The sequence below is a fragment of the Marinobacter shunpengi genome (assembly GCF_045449715.1).
Taxonomy (GTDB): domain Bacteria; phylum Pseudomonadota; class Gammaproteobacteria; order Pseudomonadales; family Oleiphilaceae; genus Marinobacter.
Genome location: NZ_JBJJLA010000015.1, coordinates 21654 through 39291, shown reverse-complemented (window position 1 = coordinate 39291; position 17638 = coordinate 21654). Strand labels below are relative to the sequence as shown.

Annotated in this window: 18 protein-coding genes; 9 read left to right on the top strand and 9 right to left on the bottom strand. The window is 57.9% G+C overall.

What is annotated here, in order from left to right; translation table 11 throughout:
- Nucleotides 1–289: 289 nt before the first annotated feature.
- Nucleotides 290–967 (top strand): hypothetical protein, encoded by a 678-nt coding sequence (locus ACJO3T_RS08255; RefSeq protein ID WP_406978263.1) that lies wholly within the window; start codon nt 290–292, stop codon nt 965–967.
- Nucleotides 968–1042: 75 nt separating this feature from the next.
- Here ACJO3T_RS08255 and ACJO3T_RS08250 read toward each other — a convergent pair whose 3' ends face one another.
- Complete coding sequence (locus ACJO3T_RS08250; protein ID WP_406964728.1) at nt 1043–1432, bottom strand: DUF4168 domain-containing protein; 390 nt, start codon at nt 1430–1432, stop codon at nt 1043–1045.
- Nucleotides 1433–1902: 470 nt separating this feature from the next.
- Between ACJO3T_RS08250 and ACJO3T_RS08245 the strand changes: the two genes are divergently transcribed.
- The gene (locus tag ACJO3T_RS08245) at nt 1903–2511 is read left to right on the top strand and encodes a DVUA0089 family protein (protein WP_406964730.1); all 609 of its coding nucleotides are present in this window, start codon (nt 1903–1905) and stop codon (nt 2509–2511) included.
- Nucleotides 2512–2567: 56 nt separating this feature from the next.
- Here ACJO3T_RS08245 and ACJO3T_RS08240 read toward each other — a convergent pair whose 3' ends face one another.
- Nucleotides 2568–3533 carry a LysR family transcriptional regulator gene (locus tag ACJO3T_RS08240; protein ID WP_406978262.1) on the bottom strand — a complete coding sequence of 322 codons (966 nt, stop codon included), beginning with the start codon at nt 3531–3533 and terminating at the stop codon, nt 2568–2570.
- 113 nt (nt 3534–3646) lie between these two features.
- Here ACJO3T_RS08240 and ACJO3T_RS08235 point away from each other — a divergent pair, with 113 nt between their 5' ends.
- A complete protein-coding gene (locus ACJO3T_RS08235) occupies nt 3647–3877 on the top strand; it encodes a hypothetical protein (protein ID WP_406964733.1) in 231 nt (76 codons plus the stop codon).
- A gap of 3 nt (nt 3878–3880) precedes the next feature.
- Here ACJO3T_RS08235 and ACJO3T_RS08230 read toward each other — a convergent pair whose 3' ends face one another.
- Entirely contained in the window at nt 3881–5302 is a 1422-nt protein-coding gene (locus tag ACJO3T_RS08230; protein ID WP_406978261.1) for a carotenoid oxygenase family protein, read from the bottom strand.
- A 30-nt stretch (nt 5303–5332) separates the two neighbouring features.
- On the bottom strand, nt 5333–5833 hold the full coding sequence (locus ACJO3T_RS08225; protein ID WP_406978260.1) for a DoxX family protein: 501 nt from the start codon (nt 5831–5833) through the stop codon (nt 5333–5335).
- A 61-nt stretch (nt 5834–5894) separates the two neighbouring features.
- Between ACJO3T_RS08225 and ACJO3T_RS08220 the strand changes: the two genes are divergently transcribed.
- Both ACJO3T_RS08220 and ACJO3T_RS08215 read left to right on the top strand, forming a co-directional pair.
- Complete coding sequence (locus ACJO3T_RS08220; RefSeq protein WP_406978259.1) at nt 5895–6461, top strand: TetR/AcrR family transcriptional regulator; 567 nt, start codon at nt 5895–5897, stop codon at nt 6459–6461.
- A 137-nt stretch (nt 6462–6598) separates the two neighbouring features.
- Entirely contained in the window at nt 6599–7378 is a 780-nt protein-coding gene (locus ACJO3T_RS08215) for a DUF899 domain-containing protein (protein WP_406978258.1), read from the top strand.
- An 88-nt stretch (nt 7379–7466) separates the two neighbouring features.
- Here ACJO3T_RS08215 and ACJO3T_RS08210 read toward each other — a convergent pair whose 3' ends face one another.
- Nucleotides 7467–8570, bottom strand: coding sequence for a histone deacetylase family protein (locus tag ACJO3T_RS08210; protein ID WP_406978257.1), 1104 nt, complete (start codon nt 8568–8570; stop codon nt 7467–7469).
- 326 nt (nt 8571–8896) lie between these two features.
- Between ACJO3T_RS08210 and ACJO3T_RS08205 the strand changes: the two genes are divergently transcribed.
- Complete coding sequence (locus ACJO3T_RS08205) at nt 8897–9103, top strand: cold-shock protein (protein WP_406964740.1); 207 nt, start codon at nt 8897–8899, stop codon at nt 9101–9103.
- A gap of 66 nt (nt 9104–9169) precedes the next feature.
- Here ACJO3T_RS08205 and ACJO3T_RS08200 read toward each other — a convergent pair whose 3' ends face one another.
- The 4 genes from ACJO3T_RS08200 to ACJO3T_RS08185 form a co-directional block, all read right to left on the bottom strand.
- A complete protein-coding gene (locus ACJO3T_RS08200) occupies nt 9170–10468 on the bottom strand; it encodes a methyl-accepting chemotaxis protein (RefSeq protein ID WP_406978256.1) in 1299 nt (432 codons plus the stop codon).
- A gap of 228 nt (nt 10469–10696) precedes the next feature.
- Nucleotides 10697–11374, bottom strand: a complete 678-nt coding sequence (locus tag ACJO3T_RS08195) for a glutathione S-transferase family protein (RefSeq protein ID WP_406978255.1) — start codon at nt 11372–11374, stop codon at nt 10697–10699.
- A 74-nt stretch (nt 11375–11448) separates the two neighbouring features.
- Nucleotides 11449–12756 carry a D-amino acid dehydrogenase gene (locus ACJO3T_RS08190; protein WP_406978254.1) on the bottom strand — a complete coding sequence of 436 codons (1308 nt, stop codon included), beginning with the start codon at nt 12754–12756 and terminating at the stop codon, nt 11449–11451.
- Between the two features lie 91 nt (nt 12757–12847).
- On the bottom strand, nt 12848–13699 hold the full coding sequence (locus ACJO3T_RS08185; protein ID WP_406978253.1) for a helix-turn-helix domain-containing protein: 852 nt from the start codon (nt 13697–13699) through the stop codon (nt 12848–12850).
- A gap of 360 nt (nt 13700–14059) precedes the next feature.
- On the opposite strand from ACJO3T_RS08185, the gene ACJO3T_RS08180 reads away from it, so the two are divergent.
- The 3 genes from ACJO3T_RS08180 (at nt 14060) to ACJO3T_RS08170 (ending at nt 17590) form a co-directional block, all read left to right on the top strand.
- Nucleotides 14060–15019 (top strand): esterase/lipase family protein, encoded by a 960-nt coding sequence (locus tag ACJO3T_RS08180; protein WP_406978252.1) that lies wholly within the window; start codon nt 14060–14062, stop codon nt 15017–15019.
- Nucleotides 15020–15104: 85 nt separating this feature from the next.
- Complete coding sequence (locus tag ACJO3T_RS08175) at nt 15105–16157, top strand: lipase secretion chaperone (RefSeq protein ID WP_406978251.1); 1053 nt, start codon at nt 15105–15107, stop codon at nt 16155–16157.
- Nucleotides 16158–16210: 53 nt separating this feature from the next.
- On the top strand, nt 16211–17590 hold the full coding sequence (locus ACJO3T_RS08170) for a DUF1329 domain-containing protein (protein ID WP_406978250.1): 1380 nt from the start codon (nt 16211–16213) through the stop codon (nt 17588–17590).
- The last annotated feature ends 48 nt before the right edge of the window (nt 17591–17638 follow it).

Sequence of the window (17638 nt, the reverse complement as noted above, 5' to 3'; positions counted from 1 at the left end):
CCCCGCATGGGTGTCCGGGCAACAGTGACATTGATATAGGCACCAACGTGAGGACGGTTCATGGTCATCATGAAGGACGGGGCCCTCGACAAGAACATGCTTCGATAAACCGGACTGTCTTGTCATTCCGTAGATCAGGTCTCGAAAACTACCTATGACATTATTTTACAATCATTCGCCTGTACTGAATGTAATGTGGCGCGTCTGCCATCCGGCCATCGGCCGATGGATGGATGCGCTACCGAAGGATCAAATTGACGGTCCGAACGGACAGCAGGGGAATACGATAGTGAACGTTGCGATGGAACAGGCCGACAATATCAATCTGGATAGCTGGAGTCTGCCAAGCTTTGACGTACAGCGCCAGAGTTGGGATGTACCGCCAAGGCAGGAATGGCGCATTGAGAGCAAATTCCGCCAGACCTGCGCCCGGGCTAAGACCAGCGCCCTGTTCAGACGCTTCAACGGCCATTACCTGGCGATACAGACTCACCGCCGCAAGCGGGAACTGCCTGAGCAGGTCATTGACCTGACCTTCGTGGAGTCGCAACCGAGGGAAGTGAAGGATCATCGCTACACACTCTGGTTCGTGGCCACATGCCTGCTGACCATACCCGCGATCATCTACTCGCTGGTGCCGTTCTCCCCGTTATGGCTCGGGGCGCCGGTGGTTGTGGCACTATTGCTGATGGTGGCGGCCGTAGGGCTGAGGAAACACCACTTCGATTTTCTTGCCCTCAACAGCGATGTTGTACTTTTCCGTGTCGATGCCCTGAATTCCGACGAAGAGAGGGTGAAGGCCTTTATCGAAACGGTCTGCGCCGGGATCGAGCGGGGGCAGCGTGAACTGCCCGAGGGCAAGCAGAGGCTTCCGCTGGCGGTGGCGGAAATGCGCCGGCTGTCCAGGGATGGCGTGATTACCGTTAATCAGTACGAGGCTATCAAGCGGCACTGGTTTGCGTTGTAGTCACTAGCCACAGGCTTCAAGAAGAAAACCCCGACCATCGGGCCGGGGTTTTCCAGGGGAAACCGGACGCGCCGTTTACATCATGCTATCCACGCGCTCACGGGTTTGCGGGTTGCTGCTGTAGGCTGCGGCAATCTCATTGTAGGTCCGGACATTCAGGTCTTCGTCCTCAATGACGCCAATCATTTTTTCGTTGGCTTCCTGTTGCAGTTTCTGGGCCTGTTCCTGATCACCGGCGGACTCGATCTTGGCCATGTACTCGTCCCGGATGTCGTTGATACCGTCCTGGGCTGAAGCAAACTTCTGCAGCTCAGCGTCCTCAAAGTCAGCGGCAGCGCCCTGCTGACTTCCCATGGTGGTACCACCCTGCTGTTGTCCGCTTTGCTGCTGGGTTTCCTGAGCGAGGGCAGGGCCCGCAGCGAGCAGTGCCATGGATGCGGCTAGGGAGGTCAGAAGCTTGGTCATAGTAATCTCCTTAAAGAGTGTTTGTGCAATTCTGGGTACGAAAATTTGGGACGTCCCAAAAATGATTGCACCTGGCTACCTACAAACCCTGTGCCAGTTTGCACGGTCACGGAAATTCTTAATTTAATGCATAAAAATCAGATAGATAAGTAGAATTTGGTATTAATCACCCTTAATGCACTCTGTGTCATTCTGCCACATGAGGCGGTTATGGTGTGGCATCGGGGCAGTTGGTACTCGGGCGCCGGCGACAGTAGCCGGTTACGTCACGTACTGCACCTCTGAAATCCCCCTGTCTTAAAAGTGTCGACATTATTTACACTTGTGAGATGAAAGGGACTGGAGAGATGTCGGGATCTAGGGTAGACAAGGCTTTCGGGGGACTGGCGTATTATTTGCTTATTGTGCCGCGTCAGGGCGGACGTCTCCGTCTGACTTTGCATGGTGATAAAAAGCTATAAGGAGATAGTATGAAAAAGTCTACCGCATTGCTTGCAGGCTGCCTGATGTCATTTTCGGGTATGTCGAGCGCGGCATTGATTAACTTCACCGGGTCAATTGACTACCACAACGACGTTATTTACACCTATTTTTCATTGGACGCTGACGCCACTGATGTCAGAGTCTGGACCGATTCGTTCATGGGAGGGGCTAACTTCGACCCGATTACGGCACTTTGGGAGAGCGATGGCACCCTGATCAACGAAAATGATGACAACGACGATATTGATCCTGCCACCCAGACTCATTATGACTCGGGTTTCAGCCTCGACTTTCTGAGTGCGGGTGACTACGTTTTCACTGTGGCCACCTATAACAACTGGGCAAGCGGGAACAACCTCGCGGATGGTTTCAGTTTTGATAATGAAGCACCGATAGCTCTCAGTGACTGGACTCAACCTGCTAACAGCTCTGACATGGGACCAAACTGGAGTGTCTGGCTGGATGGCGTTGATCGTGCTACCAATCCTTCCGATCCCTCTGATCCCGCGGCAGTTACTGAATCCAGTTCGCTTGCGCTGCTGAGCCTTGGGCTGCTGGGTTTGGGTGTACGGCGGTTGGCTAAAGCTAAAGCCTGATTATTGCCTGGAATAATACGAAAGCCACTACGCTGAACAGGTGTTGTGGCTTTTTCTTACTTTGTTTTTAGCGGGTTACCCGAGAGGCGTCTGCTTTTCGCCCGTACCACTTCCGTCAGAAAATCCATCAGGGCGTGTATCCGCACTACGCCCCGCAGGTCCGGATGCATCAGGAACCACAGGCCGTATTCCAGCTCAGGGATGGGGGAGGTGAGCTGGACGATGTCCGGGTCCATGTCTGCCAGATAGCATGGCAGTACCGCCAACCCCATGCCAGATCGGATAGCGCTGAAGATACTGACCAGGGTATCGACCCGGTAGACACAGGAAGCCTTCAGTTCATTGTTGTCCATCCACTGATCCACTGCCGAGTCCTGCAGTCTTGGCCCGGCACCAATCCATGGTTGGCTGGCGAGGTCCTGGATGGGCGCTCCCGGGTTCAGGCCAAGGCTGCGGTGACCATAGACGGCCTGGCCAATCTTGGTCAGTGGTCGCCCGATCAGGTTCTCCGGCGGGCGGTTTGAAGGGCGGATGGCGACGTCGGCTTCCCGGCGTGTCAGGTTGAATAGCTGGTTGGAGACGGCAACGTCCAGCACGATTCCCGGGTACCTGTGCCGGAAGGCCGTGAACATGGGCGCCAGCACTCCCATCAGCAGGGAGTCAGTGGTGGTGACCCAGATTTCGCCACTGGGTTCCAGGTCACGACCGGCAACCTTACGCTCCGCAGCCAGGGCGGCCTCATCCATAATCCGAGCGGTAGCCGCCAGTTCCTCTCCCGCCAGCGTGGGCTGGTAACCGGTACGACTCCTCTCGAACAGGGTAACGCCCAGGCGTTGCTCGATATCACCCAGCCGGCGGAAGATCGTGGCATGGCTGACGCCCAGGGCACGGGCCGCACCGGACAGTGAACCGCCGGTCACGATGGCCAGAATGACCTCGAAGTCGTTCCAGGCAAGGTGACTGCGGGCATTATCGTTCCGTGCGTGTGGTTGACGGGCCTGATTGGTTGTTCGTTTTTGCAAAGTTCGTCTTCACCTTTAGGGAATAGTTTGCAGTTATGAAGCATATTAGCATGTGTCTGAACCCATGAGACAACCACGACGTCCGAAGGGACGGCGTGAAGGAGGGCAGGGCCATGATCATTTCAGCTGAGGTACAACACGTTTATCCGGGCAGCGCGACGATGCGCAGGGAGAACGAAGCGGAGAAGCGTCCCGTTGACAGTGTGCCTGGTGACACCATCCCGCCCCGATACCGGGACGGGCGGGGAGGCGTAGCACTGGAACGGGTCCAGAAGGACCGGCGGGAAGCGAGGCGACAGGTTGTGCGGGCTATGATGCGTCGCCTTGGGGACGTGTGGGGTTGATCGCTATCCCGGAGGGAGTGAGAAGAAGTTGCCGTGAAAGCCAAACGGCACCGCGTGTGGCACCTTGATCCGCGCCAGCTCCGTGAAATCGGACGCATCCAGTACCAGCAGGATCGAATGGCCGGCTGTGGTGTCCAGCACCAGGGACAGGATCACCCCGTCATCCTCGTCCCGGGTGCCTGGCCTCGGAACGAACACCGGCTCACCAGGGTAACAGCCGACTTCAGACCAGGTGTCGGTTTCACCTGTCTCCAGGTCGATCTTGTGCAGGGTGTCGAAGAAGGATGCCCCGGGACTGGTACCCGCGGCATACACATAACGGTAGGCCTGCCCGGCGCGCCCTCGGTAGTCAAAGCGGGGCAGTTCCACTGACGCCTCAGCCAGGGTATGCAATGAAACCGCGCTATCACCCGCAAGATCGACAGTACAACGTGTCAGCCTGCCGGTCGCGGTGATGGATGCCCCCGACCTGAGATGGTCCAGATAAAGCTGGTTAACCACCGAGGCATCGGGAAAGGCGATCAGGTCCACGTTTAGCTGGCCGTCCTGCTCAAAGGCATTAACGTGGTGAAAGCTGAAGAAGGCGTCTGCCTGTGCGGTTTTCACCACCTCACCGGTATCCTTGTCGATGATGTGGAAGCGTGTTCCCCGCTCCGGCTCCCATCGATAGTTCTGAATAAAGGGACGGTTGCGAAGCAGGAAGCTGAGTGGATTGGTGACCAGCGGGAACTCGGTCAGTATCAGGTAACGGTCACTCATGCCGAACGAGTGCATATAGGCGGGTCGTTGGATGTCGATGGCGGCAACCACCTGAGCGTCCGTCGACCCCACATCAATCCGGTACAGACGGTACCGGCTGACCCGACCGAACTCCAGCAGATAGTTATACTGGCACTGGCGCCTGGCATCGAAGTGGGGGTGCGCCGTAGTGATCTGTCCGGGCAGGGAGGGCTGCAACGCCTCGCTGTCCAGGGTGGCCAGACTGTCCGGATCGAAGGCGACCGGATGGGGCGTTTCCGTCAGCGCCACGGTATGGTCGCCGATCCGGCTGGTGTTGACGTTGCCGTTGTCGCCGGACTTAGGTCTGGAAGACAGCCGGAGCGTCTGTAGCATTGTTGGCCGCGGGTTGGTGGCAAACTCAGGCCGCCGGATGGTGCCGGCGGCCCCGGCCTCCCGGTAGGCGTTGCTGCGCAGGTAGCGGTTGGTATACACCACACGGCCGTGGTGGAAACGGAACCGGTGCAGCATCGCGAGCCCGTCAAACCAGTGCTTATAGGAGGCTTTTCCCACCTCGAACCGTGCCGGGCCCGTGCGAAGCAGGTCGCCTTCCAGCCATTCCGGTAGCTGTCCGTGGCAGGGCAGTTCCGTCTCATCCAGTTCCTGATCCAGCGTGCTGAATCCCAGGGCACTTCCGGTTGTTGTCATGATCCTGTCTCCTGTTAATCACACGGCACACTAAGGGCTGGTGGTTGGCGTTTGGTTAAGTGGGGTTGACCTGTCGAAGGGCCAGCGCAGGATGCCCGCGCTGTACAACGCCCACCAGACGGCCAGTGGCTGGAAGGCGAGCCGTAGCCAGTAATACCACTGACTGCTGGGCAGGCCGTCGACATTCAGCCCCTGAACGGCGTTATGGACATTGGCTGGGAACACGGCAATGAAGTACACCGCCAGCAGCAGTCCTGCCCATCGTCGCAGCGCGGGAAGCAACAGCCCCAGGCCACCGGCTATTTCGCAGAGTCCGGTCAGTGCTATAACCACCTCCGGCCACGGCATCCAGGTTTCAATCATGGCAAGATACCGCTCAGGGGTGAGCAGGTGATCCACGCCAAAGAAAACCAGTGCGATGGCCAGTGCGAGCCTCATGCAGGCGCGGCCGTCACGCAGGGATGGGACGCCCAGCTGACCGAAGAGCCAGGCAAATCCGGTCAGAACAAGCAGGGAAAGGAAGAAGATCATGGTTGATTCCGTATAATGTAGACACCGTAAACATAAATCCGAAAAGTAGGCACTGTCAACATTGAGCTCTAAAAAGACTGACTATCATCACGGCGACCTTCGTGGGTCGCTATTGAACGCGGCTCGGGAGACACTTGAACAGAAAGGTGTCAATGCCCTCAGCCTGCGTGAACTGGCACGCCGTACCGGGGTGTCCCACGCGGCGCCATACCGGCATTTCGCCAACCGGCAGGATCTGCTGGTGGCATTGGCGGCGGAAGGCTTTAACGAGCTGGCCCGTCGGTTACGGGCGGAGGAAGGGCAGGGGGATTCCCTTAAGGCCATGGGGCAGGCCTACGTCCGTTTTGCCGTCAGCAACCCATCGCTCTATAAGCTGATGTTCAGCCCCGAACTGGACCGCAAGAAGCCTGAATTACTGGCCGAGGCCGCCGGGGGCGCTTTCGGGCTGTTGCAGGACCATACCGCCACCAGCGAGCAGGACCCGAGCGGTACGCTCGCCGCCTGGTCCATGGTCCACGGCCTGTCACAGATCCTGATTGACCGCCTGATTGCGGATCATCTGCTGGAGCCGGACCAGCTACCGGCGCTGGTTGAGTCTGTGCTCGGGCACCTGGAGATGCCCGGGTAGGGACGAGCGCATTTTCATCGCTTCACCCTGTCGAAATCCCCTCTGCTGATTCGACCAGTCAGTAGGAGCATTGGCTGACCACGATAAAAATGCAGTGGCAACCGATGTCCGGGTCCATCGATAAAGGAGCGTAAACCATGACCACCGAATCCCACCCCGTTGTGTCACAGGAAGAATGGTGTGCTGCCCATGCCGCCCACCTGGCCCGTGAAAAGGCGCTGACCCGCCAGCGGGACGCGTTGCGGGCCGAACGCCGGGCGCTGCCCTGGATGAAGGTCGACAAGGCGTATGTATTCGATAGCCCCCATGGCGAGAAACGCCTGGCGGATCTGTTCGAGGGCCGCAGCCAGCTGATCATCAAGCACTTCATGTTCGGCCCGGGCTGGCAGGAGGGCTGTGTTGGCTGTTCCTTCGAAATGGACCACATACAGGCAGCGCTGCAGCACCTGGAGCAGCACGATGTAAAATTTGCCGCGGTATCAAGGGCGCCGCTGGCCGAAATCCTGCCGTTCAAGGAGCGCATGGGCTGGCACTTTGACTGGCTGTCGTCCTACCGCACTGACTTCAATTACGACTTCCACGTGTCCTTTACCGAGGAACAGGTGAAGGTGGGCAATGGCTACTACAACTTCACCGAGACCGACATTCCGGTGGGGGAGCTGTCCGGTTTGAGTTGCTTTTTCCGCAACAGCGCCGGCGACGTCTTCCATACCTTTTCCGCCTACGGCCGTGGTGCAGAGGAAGTGCTGGGCACCTATATGCTGCTGGACATGACGGCTAAAGGGCGCAACGAAACCGGCCCCAACTTCAACCTGACCGACTGGGTACGGCACCACGACCGGTACGATGCCGGCGGCCATGTTGATGAGACCGGACGTTACCGAAGCGAGGTGGGTTGTTGCCACGAGAGTGAGTAGAAATGGCCAGGATCAAAAGCCCACCATGGCCGTTGTTGGCAAGTGGCGGGCGAGGTTGGAGCCTGATTAGGCATCCTGTTGATCTGCTCTACTGCTCATCACCAAACGCCGAGCGATGAAACTCGGCGGCCGCCTCAACTTCCTGGACGCCGGGTTCCTTGAGTATGGGGGCCTCTCCGCCGGCGAGCACCTCCAGGACCGCATGGACGCCCCGGCTCAGGGATGTCAGGTTGTACCCACCTTCCAGGATGCAGGCCAGCCTGCCCCCGCAGTGCTTGTCGGCGATGTCACGGACGATGCTCGTCATGGCCTTGAAGCCGTCATAGGTGACGTTCAGGGCCATGTCATTGCGATGGGCGTCAAATCCGGCCGATACCAGGACAAGATCGGGTTGATAGTAATCGGCGGCGGGCACAAGGATGTTCCGGAAAACTTTCTCGAAGGCAATGTCTCCGGCGGTTTCCGGTAGCGGTACGTTGATGGTGTAGCCCTCGCCAAGACCGACACCCACGTCCTCCAGGTGCCCCGATCCCGGATAGAAAGGCGCCGCGCAGTGAGTATCGAAAAACAGCACGTTGGGGTCGGCCCAGAAGATATCCTGGGTACCGTTGCCGTGGTGGGCATCCCAGTCAATGATCAGAACGCGCTCACAGCCGAGCTTGGCGTGGGCATGGGCAGCCGCCACCGCGACGTTATTGAGCAGGCAGAAACCGCGGGCACGAACCGGCTCGGCGTGGTGACCGGGTGGTCGTACCAGGGCGAAGGCACTGTTCGATTCGCCCGCTACCACACTCTCCACCGCCGCGATGGCATTGCCGGCCGCTGCAGTGGCAGCTTTGATGCTGTCTGGTGACACGGCGGTTGTGTCCCTGTCCAGCCAGGCCCGCTGGCCTGCAAGGGAGAAAAGATGGTCCAGATAGGACGTGGTGTGGACCCTGGCGAGCTGTTCGTAGCTTGCCGGAGGCGATCCGTATCGAAACTGGACGCCGGCCACCGGGTGGCTGTCCAGGTAGGCTTTCAACTCTGACAGCCGGCCGGGGTGCTCCGGGTAAGTCCACTTGAACTCCAGCTTCTCGAGAATCGTGCGGACACGCTTCTCCACCCGGCTGGGCATGAAGGGCAGCTCTACCTGGGGGTCGTGCCCCAGCATTACCTCGTCGTAGAAGACACTGACTGTACGGTCACCGATCACAGGCCCCCCTTTTAGGCGTACTTTCTATCTATCTCTCATGAGACTAGCCGCAATGGGACTGAAATGGGAGGAATTGGCGCGTTTACGTTATTCTGCTGCCCCGGTTTGTACCTACCAAATAAATTAGGTGATTGGGCCGGAGTAGGTTACTGTGCAGGGGTAGAAAAGATTCGTTACGAACTTAAAAAATATGACGCTTATCTGGTAGTTGTTGGTAGTACACCGTCCTGTTTTCGAGTCCTCTTATTTTTTCCGCACAGCGCTGACCAGCCATCATTCCGATGACCTGGCGGCAACCAGAATGATTGATCTCAGGATATCTTGATATGTCTAACACTACCGGTACGGTTAAGTTCTTCAACGAAGCAAAAGGCTTTGGTTTCATCACTCGTGAAAGCGGCCCGGACGTATTCGTCCACTTCAGCGCCATCCAGAGCAGCGGTTTCAAAACCCTGGCAGAAGGTCAACAGGTTGAATTCAGTGTCAGCCAGGGCCAGAAAGGCCCCCAGGCGGACAATGTTGTTGCTATCTGAATAGCGACGGCATGACCAGAAAGGCAGCTTCGGCTGCCTTTTTTTGTTGCCATTTCAAGAGAGCCGCTACTGGCTGATTGAGGCAACAGCCTGCTCGACCCGTTCGGCGCCTGCGCTGATCCGGCGGACAATATCCTCTACACTGGCCACCTCGGCCCTGCCGGTTTCCGCAACCCCGGCGACCTCGCTGATCTTGCTGACGACTTCCGAGGTCAGGGTCAGGTTCTCGTTCACCACTTTCTCGATCTCGGACGTGGACTCACCGGTACGGGCCGCCAATTGCCTGATTTCATCAGCGACCACGGCAAAGCCGCGCCCCTGATCGCCGGCCCGGGCCGCCTCGATGGCGGCGTTAAGCGCCAGCAGGTTCGTGCGATCCGCCACTGACGCGATGGTGCCGATGATCCGCTCAATGCTCTTGGACTGGGCATCGAGTTTTTCAATGACCGCTGTCGCTACCCCGATCCGGTCACGGATGCGGTCCGAGGTTCTCAGTGATGCAGCCAGCGACTCGGCTGCCTGCGCGGCATTACGGGAGGTTTCGGTGGCCGTGGTGGATGCCACTCCTGCGGCATTGCTGGTGCGTTCTGCCTGTTCAACGTGGTCGGTGATGTCGCTGGCGAATTTGACCACCTTCCAGACGTTCCCATCTTTATCGAGAATCGGGTTATAGGAGGCTTCAAGCCAGAGCGTCGAGCCATCCGCCCGCACTCGCTCGAACTTGCCCGATTTGAATTGGCCCTGGCGAAGCTGGGCCCAGAAATCCGGGTTCTCCTGGTAGAAATCCGGTTTGCAGAATATCCGGTGGTGTTTTCCCCTTACGTCATCCAGCCGATAGCCTACCGCATTGAGAAAGTTGTCGTTCGCTACCCGGATTTCACCATCGGGGGTAAATTCGATCACCGCCATTGAACGGTTAATGGCGTTGAACACGGCGGCCTGGCGGGTGGTTTTACGGTGCTCCGCCGTCACGTCATAGGCCAGCTTGATGATATGGGAAACGCGATTCTCGGGGTCCCGTATCGGGAAGTAGCTGGCCTGCAGCCACAGCTCCGCTCCGGTTTTGCTCTTACGCGGGAAGGTCCCGGTCTGCTTCCTGCCCTCTGCAAGCTGATGCCAGAATGACTGGTACTCCATGGTGCTGGCATGGTCCGGATCGCAGAATATCCGGTGGTGACGGCCCTGGATCTCTTCCAGTTCATAGCCGACCACATCAAGAAACAGTGCATTTGCCCGCAGTATGGTGCCATCGGGCTTGAAATGAATACAGGCCACGGAATCCTCGATGGCGTCAATCGTGGATTCCAGTTTCTGTATCCTGGCTTGCTGGACTGCTAGTTGCTGCTTACGGCGGTTCGCGAACATCTACGGGTTACCTGGCGCGGTTGGGGCTAAAGAGAGTAAGGGGGTAGAGGAAACAGGGGTGATCCGTTCTCTCGAGGCAAGCATTACGCTGCTGGTAGCTCGTTGGTTCGCCCGGAATTGTCAAGCTTTGTCATATGTTCGCAAGGCGTTTGGCGCAGGTGGCAACGGGCCCGATCTGGTCAACCCGTTGCTTCCTGCCTGCTACTGGCACCATGGCCAGACGTGACTCTAGAACCCGTACAGGGCCTTCAGGTGCGCCATGAACTGACGGCGGTCTGCGGCGGCGTCCGCACGAACCTTCTTCACATGGGGACGTTCCTCCATGCGTGCACAGTAGGCATCCAGCCCGGGCACGTCCGATAGTGGATCCCGGTCCAGGAAGGCCTTGCCGACGTTACGCACAATGGGCAGGTTCAGGATCGCCGCGATATCCGCCAGGGTGAACTGGTCGCCATAGGCAAACTGTTCAAAGGTCGACAGCTTCGGCAGCGCTGCGGCGGCCTTGTCCAGGCTACTCTCCACTTCCTTCAGCACCACCGGGTCGGGAGTGGAGCCGGTCAGCAGGTTGGGAATCAGGCGGCGGGCCACCAGCTCGAAGTAAAGCTCGATGAACTGGGACAGTTCCTGCACCTTGGCAATATCAAAGGGCGAGGCTGGTAGCAGGGAAGGTTCCGGGTAGGCCCGTTCGATGTAGTCCAGTATCGCACGGGATTCGCTGATAAAGCCTTCGTCGGTTTCCAGTGCCGGCACCTTGCCCATCGGGCTTTTGTCCAGGTACTCGGGCTTGTACTTCGGACCGACGCCGGTATAGGAGAGCACCTCTTCGAACTCGATGCCCTTCTCGAGAAGAGCGAGCTTGGGGACGTTGTAGTAGTTGCTGGCGGAGAAGCCGTGGAGTTTGAGCATGGTGGTTTCCGTTATTGGTGTTGGCAGGTTGTCGATTGAAAGGGCACAGCATAGCAGGCTTTTGGTGACCGGGCTCAAGCCCTGTCAAATCGTTCCGGGCGGAAAGGGGCGAGGTCGACGGCCGGGGTTTCCTCGTCCAGCAACTGGCCGATGACTTCCGCAGAACCGGCCGACAACGTCCAGCCGAAGGTGCCGTGGCCGGTGTTGAGTAGCAGGTTTCCCTGCCGCCCCCAGCCCAGCAGGGCAGGGCCATCGGGAGTCATGGGGCGGAACCCGGTCCAGGGCTCTGCCTGGCCAAGGTCGGCGGCGCCGGGAAAGCGGGAGGTGAAGGCTTCCCGCAGTACTTGCAAACGCCTGGCTGGAATCCCGCGATTGAAGTCGGCCAACTCCACAAAACCGGTCACCCGAACCCGGTTCCCAAGACGGGTCATGGCCACCTTGTAGCCATGATCCACCACGGTGGACAGGGGTGCCTTCGCAGGATCATCTATGGTGCCGGTAAGGGAATAACCTTTCACCGGATAGATGGGCAGGCTGAGGCCAAGGGGCCGGGCCAGATCGCGGGACGCGCAACCGGCACAGAGCACCACCTGGTCGGTTTCCTGGTAGTGTGCAGGTGATGGGGCTTCTTTCTTACCTGCCCGGTGCTCCTCGGGAGCTCTTTGCACCCAGGCGCCCCGTATGCGCCCATCGCGCAGGTCCCAGTCCTTGATAGCGGTGCGGTATTGGAACTCTACGCCACGGGATTCACAGGCCCGGGCCAACGCCTGCGTAAAGCGGTGGCAATCGCCGGTGCCATCACCGGGCATTCGCAGACCTCCCGTCACGGGCCCCGGGCCCTGCATGCCGGGCTCCTGTTGCCGGACCGCCTCGGGGCTGAGCCATTCATGGTCAACGCCCAGTCTATCCAGTACCTGGGCTTTCTGGCGCAGGGCCGTGCAGGCGGCCTGATCATTCGCCACTTCCATCAGGCCTTCATGTTGACCATCGAAGCTTCCTTCGGGGGGCTCCTCCAGCGCCTGGAAACAGTGCCGGCTGTACTCGGCCAGCTCCAGCAGGGCTGCATGGCTCTGGTTATAACGGTGATGGCTCAGGCTGCAGCGGGCCGTCATGGCCAGGAATTGCAGGGTGCGCGGCGACCAGGGCGTGGTGATCTTGAAGGGGCCGTACTTGCTGAACAGCCCCTTCAGGGCCTTGCCCACCATATCGGGCGCGGCCCAGGGATACACATAACCGTAGGAACGCTGGCCGGCATTGGCCCGGCTGGTTTCCAGGGCCGCGCCTTCCAGCGGATCGACCACGGTGACCCGGTGCCCCCGTTGGACCAGCGACCAGGCGGTGGTCACACCGACCACACCGGCGCCGACGATCAGTACGTTCATTGGACTTCTCCTGATCCATCGAAAGGTGGATTTGGCTGGCTGTCCGGATCACCTGGGAGGCGATCAGACACAGGTGGTCAGTTGCCAGTCATTATGGGTCAGGGGCACCGCTTCCCGCTCGCCCACCAGCACGGTATTGCTCATGCCGATGCCCCATTGGCCGGGCAGGCGCAAAAATACAGCCGCGATGTCGGTGTGACAATACCGTTGATGGCTTCATGCCGAGCATGGTGCGAAAGGTATTGGAAAAGTGGGATGAATCGGTAAATCCTGCCGCGATAGAGGCTTCCGTCAGCGAGTTACCCTGGGCCACACCCACCGCAGTTACATATAGCCTGTGCCATTGACGGTAGCGACGAATCGGCACCCCCAGGTGCTTCTTGAACAGTTGCACCAGGCGGGGTACCGACAGGCCGACCTCACCTGCCAACTCCGTCAAAGACAAGTTGTCCGCTACCGACGACTTGATCCGTTGCACCACCTGTTCCACTCTCGGATCCACGGGCGATTGGTTGGCCGTATCCTGGGGAAAGAGCTGGTCCAACAGGGCGTAGAGTGCTTCAGGTGTCGGGGGATCTCGGAGCACATCGGCAAAAGCCCCCTGGAAGGACTGCTCCTCCTGAAGGCAAACATACATACCATCCTGAACCTCCGTCATCACCGCTGCCAGGTTGGCATAGTCCTGCCCAAAAGGATCCAGATAGCACAAAGCGATAACCCCATTGCCCGAATCAGTGCATACCTGTTGTCCCGACCTGAAGAGCACACTGTGGCAAACGATGTCCACGCCACAATTCTCAGCCTGCACCCGCATAGGCTGATCGAGACTTACCGCCAACATCGGAGCAGCCTGGGAAGCCTGGCGTGGCTCTGGCAGGACCCCGAGAAAGAACGTTCTTCGATCCCAGAGGTACAGCAAACTCCCGGACAACGGAGCATCCATAACAACACCCTTCTGACTGAGCACCGGCACAATCGATCTATGTCCTTCAGGCAGAACTGCAAAGCTGGACAGGCCTGTCCGTCGATTGTTGCACTCGCATCTTGTTTTTATAAGTGAGTCCACTAAGGAATCATAGAACCTGCATGCCGAAACGTCCTATCCGGATCCCGCTTTCGTGACTACAGGCTCATACACGCTTACAAACCGAGCCTGCCATCAGATCTTTCAAGTAACTTGAGTATGAGTCTGTGTAACTTTTTGGGCGCCTGCAGAGCCGAAACTCACGATAAACGCGGTGCAGGCACCTACGTTTTGCGCGGTATCCAAAACAACAATGATTCAACAGGTAAGGAAAACCCCATGAAAAAGTTACTCATACCGGCGGTAGCAGCGTTAATGCTATGCGGCACAGTGTCTGCCCAGGCCGGCTGGCTCGATTTCTGGAAGAAGAATGAATCGCAAACCAGGCACCCGATTGTGCTCGTCCCCGGGATTTTCGCGTTCGACAGCATCGCTGGCGTCGATTACTGGTACAAAATCCCTGCCGCACTGGAATCTCAGGGCGCCACAGTGTTCGTACCGAAAATCAATGCCTTTGACAGTTCCGCAAGGCGCGGAGAAAGGCTGATAGAACAGCTGGAAAATATCCGGGCCACATCGAACGGCAAGATCCGGAAATTCAACCTGATGGGGCACAGCCAGGGGGGAATGACTGCACGTTATGTCATGAACGTGCGTCCGGACCTGGTGGCTTCTGTCACCACAATGCATACCCCGCACAAGGGTTCGCCACTTGCCGATGTGGCAACGGGCATCGCGGAGCCCGGCACGCTGCAAGGAGTGACTTTTGAAGTGTTCTCCAATGCACTGGGTGATCTCGTCAATCTGATGTCCGACAACAAGCAGGATAAGGCCGATATCAACGCCATGCTGGCGGAGTTCAATAAAGCCGGTGCCGCTGCGTTCAACAAGCGCTTCCCGGTGGGCGTGCCAAGCACCTCCTGTGGCCAGGGACAAGCCAGCGCCACTGTGAACGGCCACACTATCAGGATGTATTCCTGGAGCGGCACTGCGACCGTGACGTCAGGTCTTGATATCTCCGATGGCCTTTTTGCGGTTACTGCCTCCGCTTTCGATGAGCCTACCGACGGTGTCACCGGACAATGCTCGAGTCACTTTGGCCAGGTTCTGAAAGACGATTACCGGATGAACCACATCGACGTGAACAACCATGTATTGGGACTGGTGTCGCTGTTCGAAACCAAGCCAGTAACCCTGTTCCAGAATCACGCCAATCGCCTGAAAAACGCAGGCCTCTGATCAAAACCTCCTGTTTCGCCTGGTGGCGGAACGGGAGTCTCCCCTCGGGAAGATGTTGTCGCCAGTACTTATCCAAGGAAAACATATGTCAGTGTCTCGCCGTCGTCTTATGTGTTGCGCCGCCGTCGTTGCGGTATTTGCCGTCATAGTGGGCGTGCAACTTCTGATTCAACCAGACCAGCACACCGCAGCCACCTCCGAAGTGGCAACTGTATCGAATCCGACTGCTTCCACGACAGGTTCCAAGTTGGACACCAACAACGACCAGGTCCATGCCAGCGCTCTGACTCAACGTTCGGAACTGGGTCCGCTACCGGCCTCTCTACAGGGTGCTGAACCCAGTGTGGTACTTACAACAGATGAGCAGGGCAACTTAGTGCCGGAGCATGACTTGCTTATCCTGTTTGATTTCTATTTGTCCGCGCTAGGCGAGGAACCACTCGATCTGTTGTTGTCGAGAATTCGACAGTCACTGGGTGATCGCCTGGAAGGTCAGGCCCTTGCTCAGGCACAGGATCTATTGCGCCGCTATGTGGATTATCGAATAGCACTCGGAGAGATCGAAGGGAGCTCCACACCGGTCACATCAAACGGCATGGCTCCCGTCTCAAACTTACGCGAACGTTTTCAACAAATGACGGCCCTGCGTCAGGAACTGTTCTCCCAAGCGGAAGGCGAAGCGTTTTTTCAGCTAGACAACGTGCAGGACGAGTACATGCTGCAACGTTTAACGATCGAACAAAACCCTTCCCTCAACGACCAACAGCGGCAGCAAGCGATAGCGTCTCTTGATCAAACACTCCCGGACGAAATCCGTGCCGTGCGCCAGCGCGTGACTCGTGATGCGGAACTCTACGCCACCATTGAAAGCATGCAGAGGACCGGTGCGGGAGAGGAAGAGATTTATAAAGTAAGGGCCGAAACATTAGGCCACACAGCGGCCGCCAACCTGGCGGCGTTGGATCGCAAACGGGAGAAATGGGATCAACGACTTTTCGAGTACGCCCGGGAACGGGATGCCATTCGCGAGTCCGGCCTCAGTCGTGCCGACCGTGAAAGGGCATTGGATACGCTAATCGAAGATCGCTTTAACGCGCTTGAGGGTAAGCGGGTTCGGGCATTGGATCCAGAGCTGTAAGGAATCGAGCCACTATGACGAGCTTCAATCAAAACAACAAAAAGCACCAGACCATGCAAAAAGGGCTGATTATCATGTTGTGCCTGTCACTGCTCGCGGTGGCGAGTGCAACCACCAGTCACGCTGCTATTTCCCAGAGCCAGGCTAACCGCCTGGGTAACAGCCTGACCCCCTTCGGCGCGATCCGGGCTGGTAATTCGGAGGGCACCATTCCCCGCTGGACAGGTGGTGATACCGGCATACCGGAAGATTATGAAGGTAGCGGAGACCATCACATCAATCCCTATCCAGATGACGAGCCGCGCTATACGGTGACGGCCCGGAACCTGAACGAGTACCGCGAAAAAGTGTCGGATGGCGCGGCGGCGATGTTCATGGCTTACCCAGAAACGTTCAAGATGAAAGTCTTTCCTACTCGCCGGAGTCACGCCGCCCCAGACCATATTGCGAATAATTCCCGCAAAAATGCAGTCCGGGCCGATTTGGTCAACGGCGGTAATGGTATCCAGAATGCTTTTGGTGGACACCCCTTCCCGATCCTCCATGGTTCCAGCGAGGAGCAGGCTATGCAGGCCATGTGGAACCATCTAACCCGCTGGCGGGGGCGTCACACCGAGTCGACGTTTGCGGACGTGATTGTAGCAGGCGACGGTTTCAGGCTCATCACAATACGCCAGGAGCTGTTTTTTAACTGGAACCGGGAGGACGGCAGTCCAGAGAGCCTCGACAACATTCTCTACTACTATCTGTCTTCCGTGCTGGCACCGGCGCAGTACGCCGGTGGTGGCATTCTGATCCACGAAACGCTCGACCAGGTCAAGGAGCCTCGCAAGGCCTGGGGTTTCAGTTCGGGTGAAGTCCGGCGAGCGCCAAGTCTGGCCTATGATGCCCCTATTGCCTCATCCGGTAATCTGCGGACCGTGGACGATACAGGAATCTTCAGTGGTGCACTGGATCGTTATAACTGGCGCTACCTGGGTCGCCAGGAGATGCTGATCCCCTACAACAACTATCAGTTGTCCAGTGACCAGCATGATTACGATGAGGTGCTCGATGATCATCATCTGAATCCCGAGCTGACCCGCTGGGAGTTGCATCGGGTGCACGTGGTAGAGGCCAGCCTTCGTGAAGATGCCCGTCACCTGTACCACAAACGTGTATTCTACATTGACGAGGACAGCTGGAACATTGCCCTGGCCGACCAGTACGACGAAGCGGGCAATCTCTGGCGCGTTACCATGGCCATGCTCAAGAATTTTTACGACATGCCCGGCGTCTGGGTTGACCTGGCGGCCTACCATGACCTGAAAGTCCGTCGATACCACGTTCAGGGGCTGGTTAACGAAACCGACGGTTCGAGGACGTTCAAGGACGATTTTCCGGGTAAGCGGTATTACTCTCCCTTCACTCTCCGCAGGCGGCTGTCCGAATGACCGAGGCATCGTAAATTACTGTGAAATGAGCGTGAATGTTAAGGGAGG

Bases quoted from the DNA above. Each gene is read 5' to 3' on its own strand.
- ACJO3T_RS08245 (WP_406964730.1), top strand. From the start codon at position 1,903: ATGAAAAAGTCTACCGCATTGCTTGCAGGCTGCCTGATGTCATTTTCG.
- ACJO3T_RS08200 (WP_406978256.1), bottom strand. From the start codon at position 10,468: ATGTTCGCGAACCGCCGTAAGCAGCAACTAGCAGTCCAGCAAGCCAGG.
- ACJO3T_RS08230 (WP_406978261.1), bottom strand. From the start codon at position 5,302: ATGACAACAACCGGAAGTGCCCTGGGATTCAGCACGCTGGATCAGGAA.
- ACJO3T_RS08185 (WP_406978253.1), bottom strand. From the start codon at position 13,699: ATGGATGCTCCGTTGTCCGGGAGTTTGCTGTACCTCTGGGATCGAAGA.
- ACJO3T_RS08175 (WP_406978251.1), top strand. From the start codon at position 15,105: ATGTCAGTGTCTCGCCGTCGTCTTATGTGTTGCGCCGCCGTCGTTGCG.
- ACJO3T_RS08190 (WP_406978254.1), bottom strand. From the start codon at position 12,756: ATGAACGTACTGATCGTCGGCGCCGGTGTGGTCGGTGTGACCACCGCC.
- ACJO3T_RS08215 (WP_406978258.1), top strand. From the start codon at position 6,599: ATGACCACCGAATCCCACCCCGTTGTGTCACAGGAAGAATGGTGTGCT.
- ACJO3T_RS08205 (WP_406964740.1), top strand. From the start codon at position 8,897: ATGTCTAACACTACCGGTACGGTTAAGTTCTTCAACGAAGCAAAAGGC.
- ACJO3T_RS08225 (WP_406978260.1), bottom strand. From the start codon at position 5,833: ATGATCTTCTTCCTTTCCCTGCTTGTTCTGACCGGATTTGCCTGGCTC.
- ACJO3T_RS08180 (WP_406978252.1), top strand. From the start codon at position 14,060: ATGAAAAAGTTACTCATACCGGCGGTAGCAGCGTTAATGCTATGCGGC.
- ACJO3T_RS08235 (WP_406964733.1), top strand. From the start codon at position 3,647: ATGATCATTTCAGCTGAGGTACAACACGTTTATCCGGGCAGCGCGACG.
- ACJO3T_RS08250 (WP_406964728.1), bottom strand. From the start codon at position 1,432: ATGACCAAGCTTCTGACCTCCCTAGCCGCATCCATGGCACTGCTCGCT.
- ACJO3T_RS08195 (WP_406978255.1), bottom strand. From the start codon at position 11,374: ATGCTCAAACTCCACGGCTTCTCCGCCAGCAACTACTACAACGTCCCC.
- ACJO3T_RS08170 (WP_406978250.1), top strand. From the start codon at position 16,211: ATGCAAAAAGGGCTGATTATCATGTTGTGCCTGTCACTGCTCGCGGTG.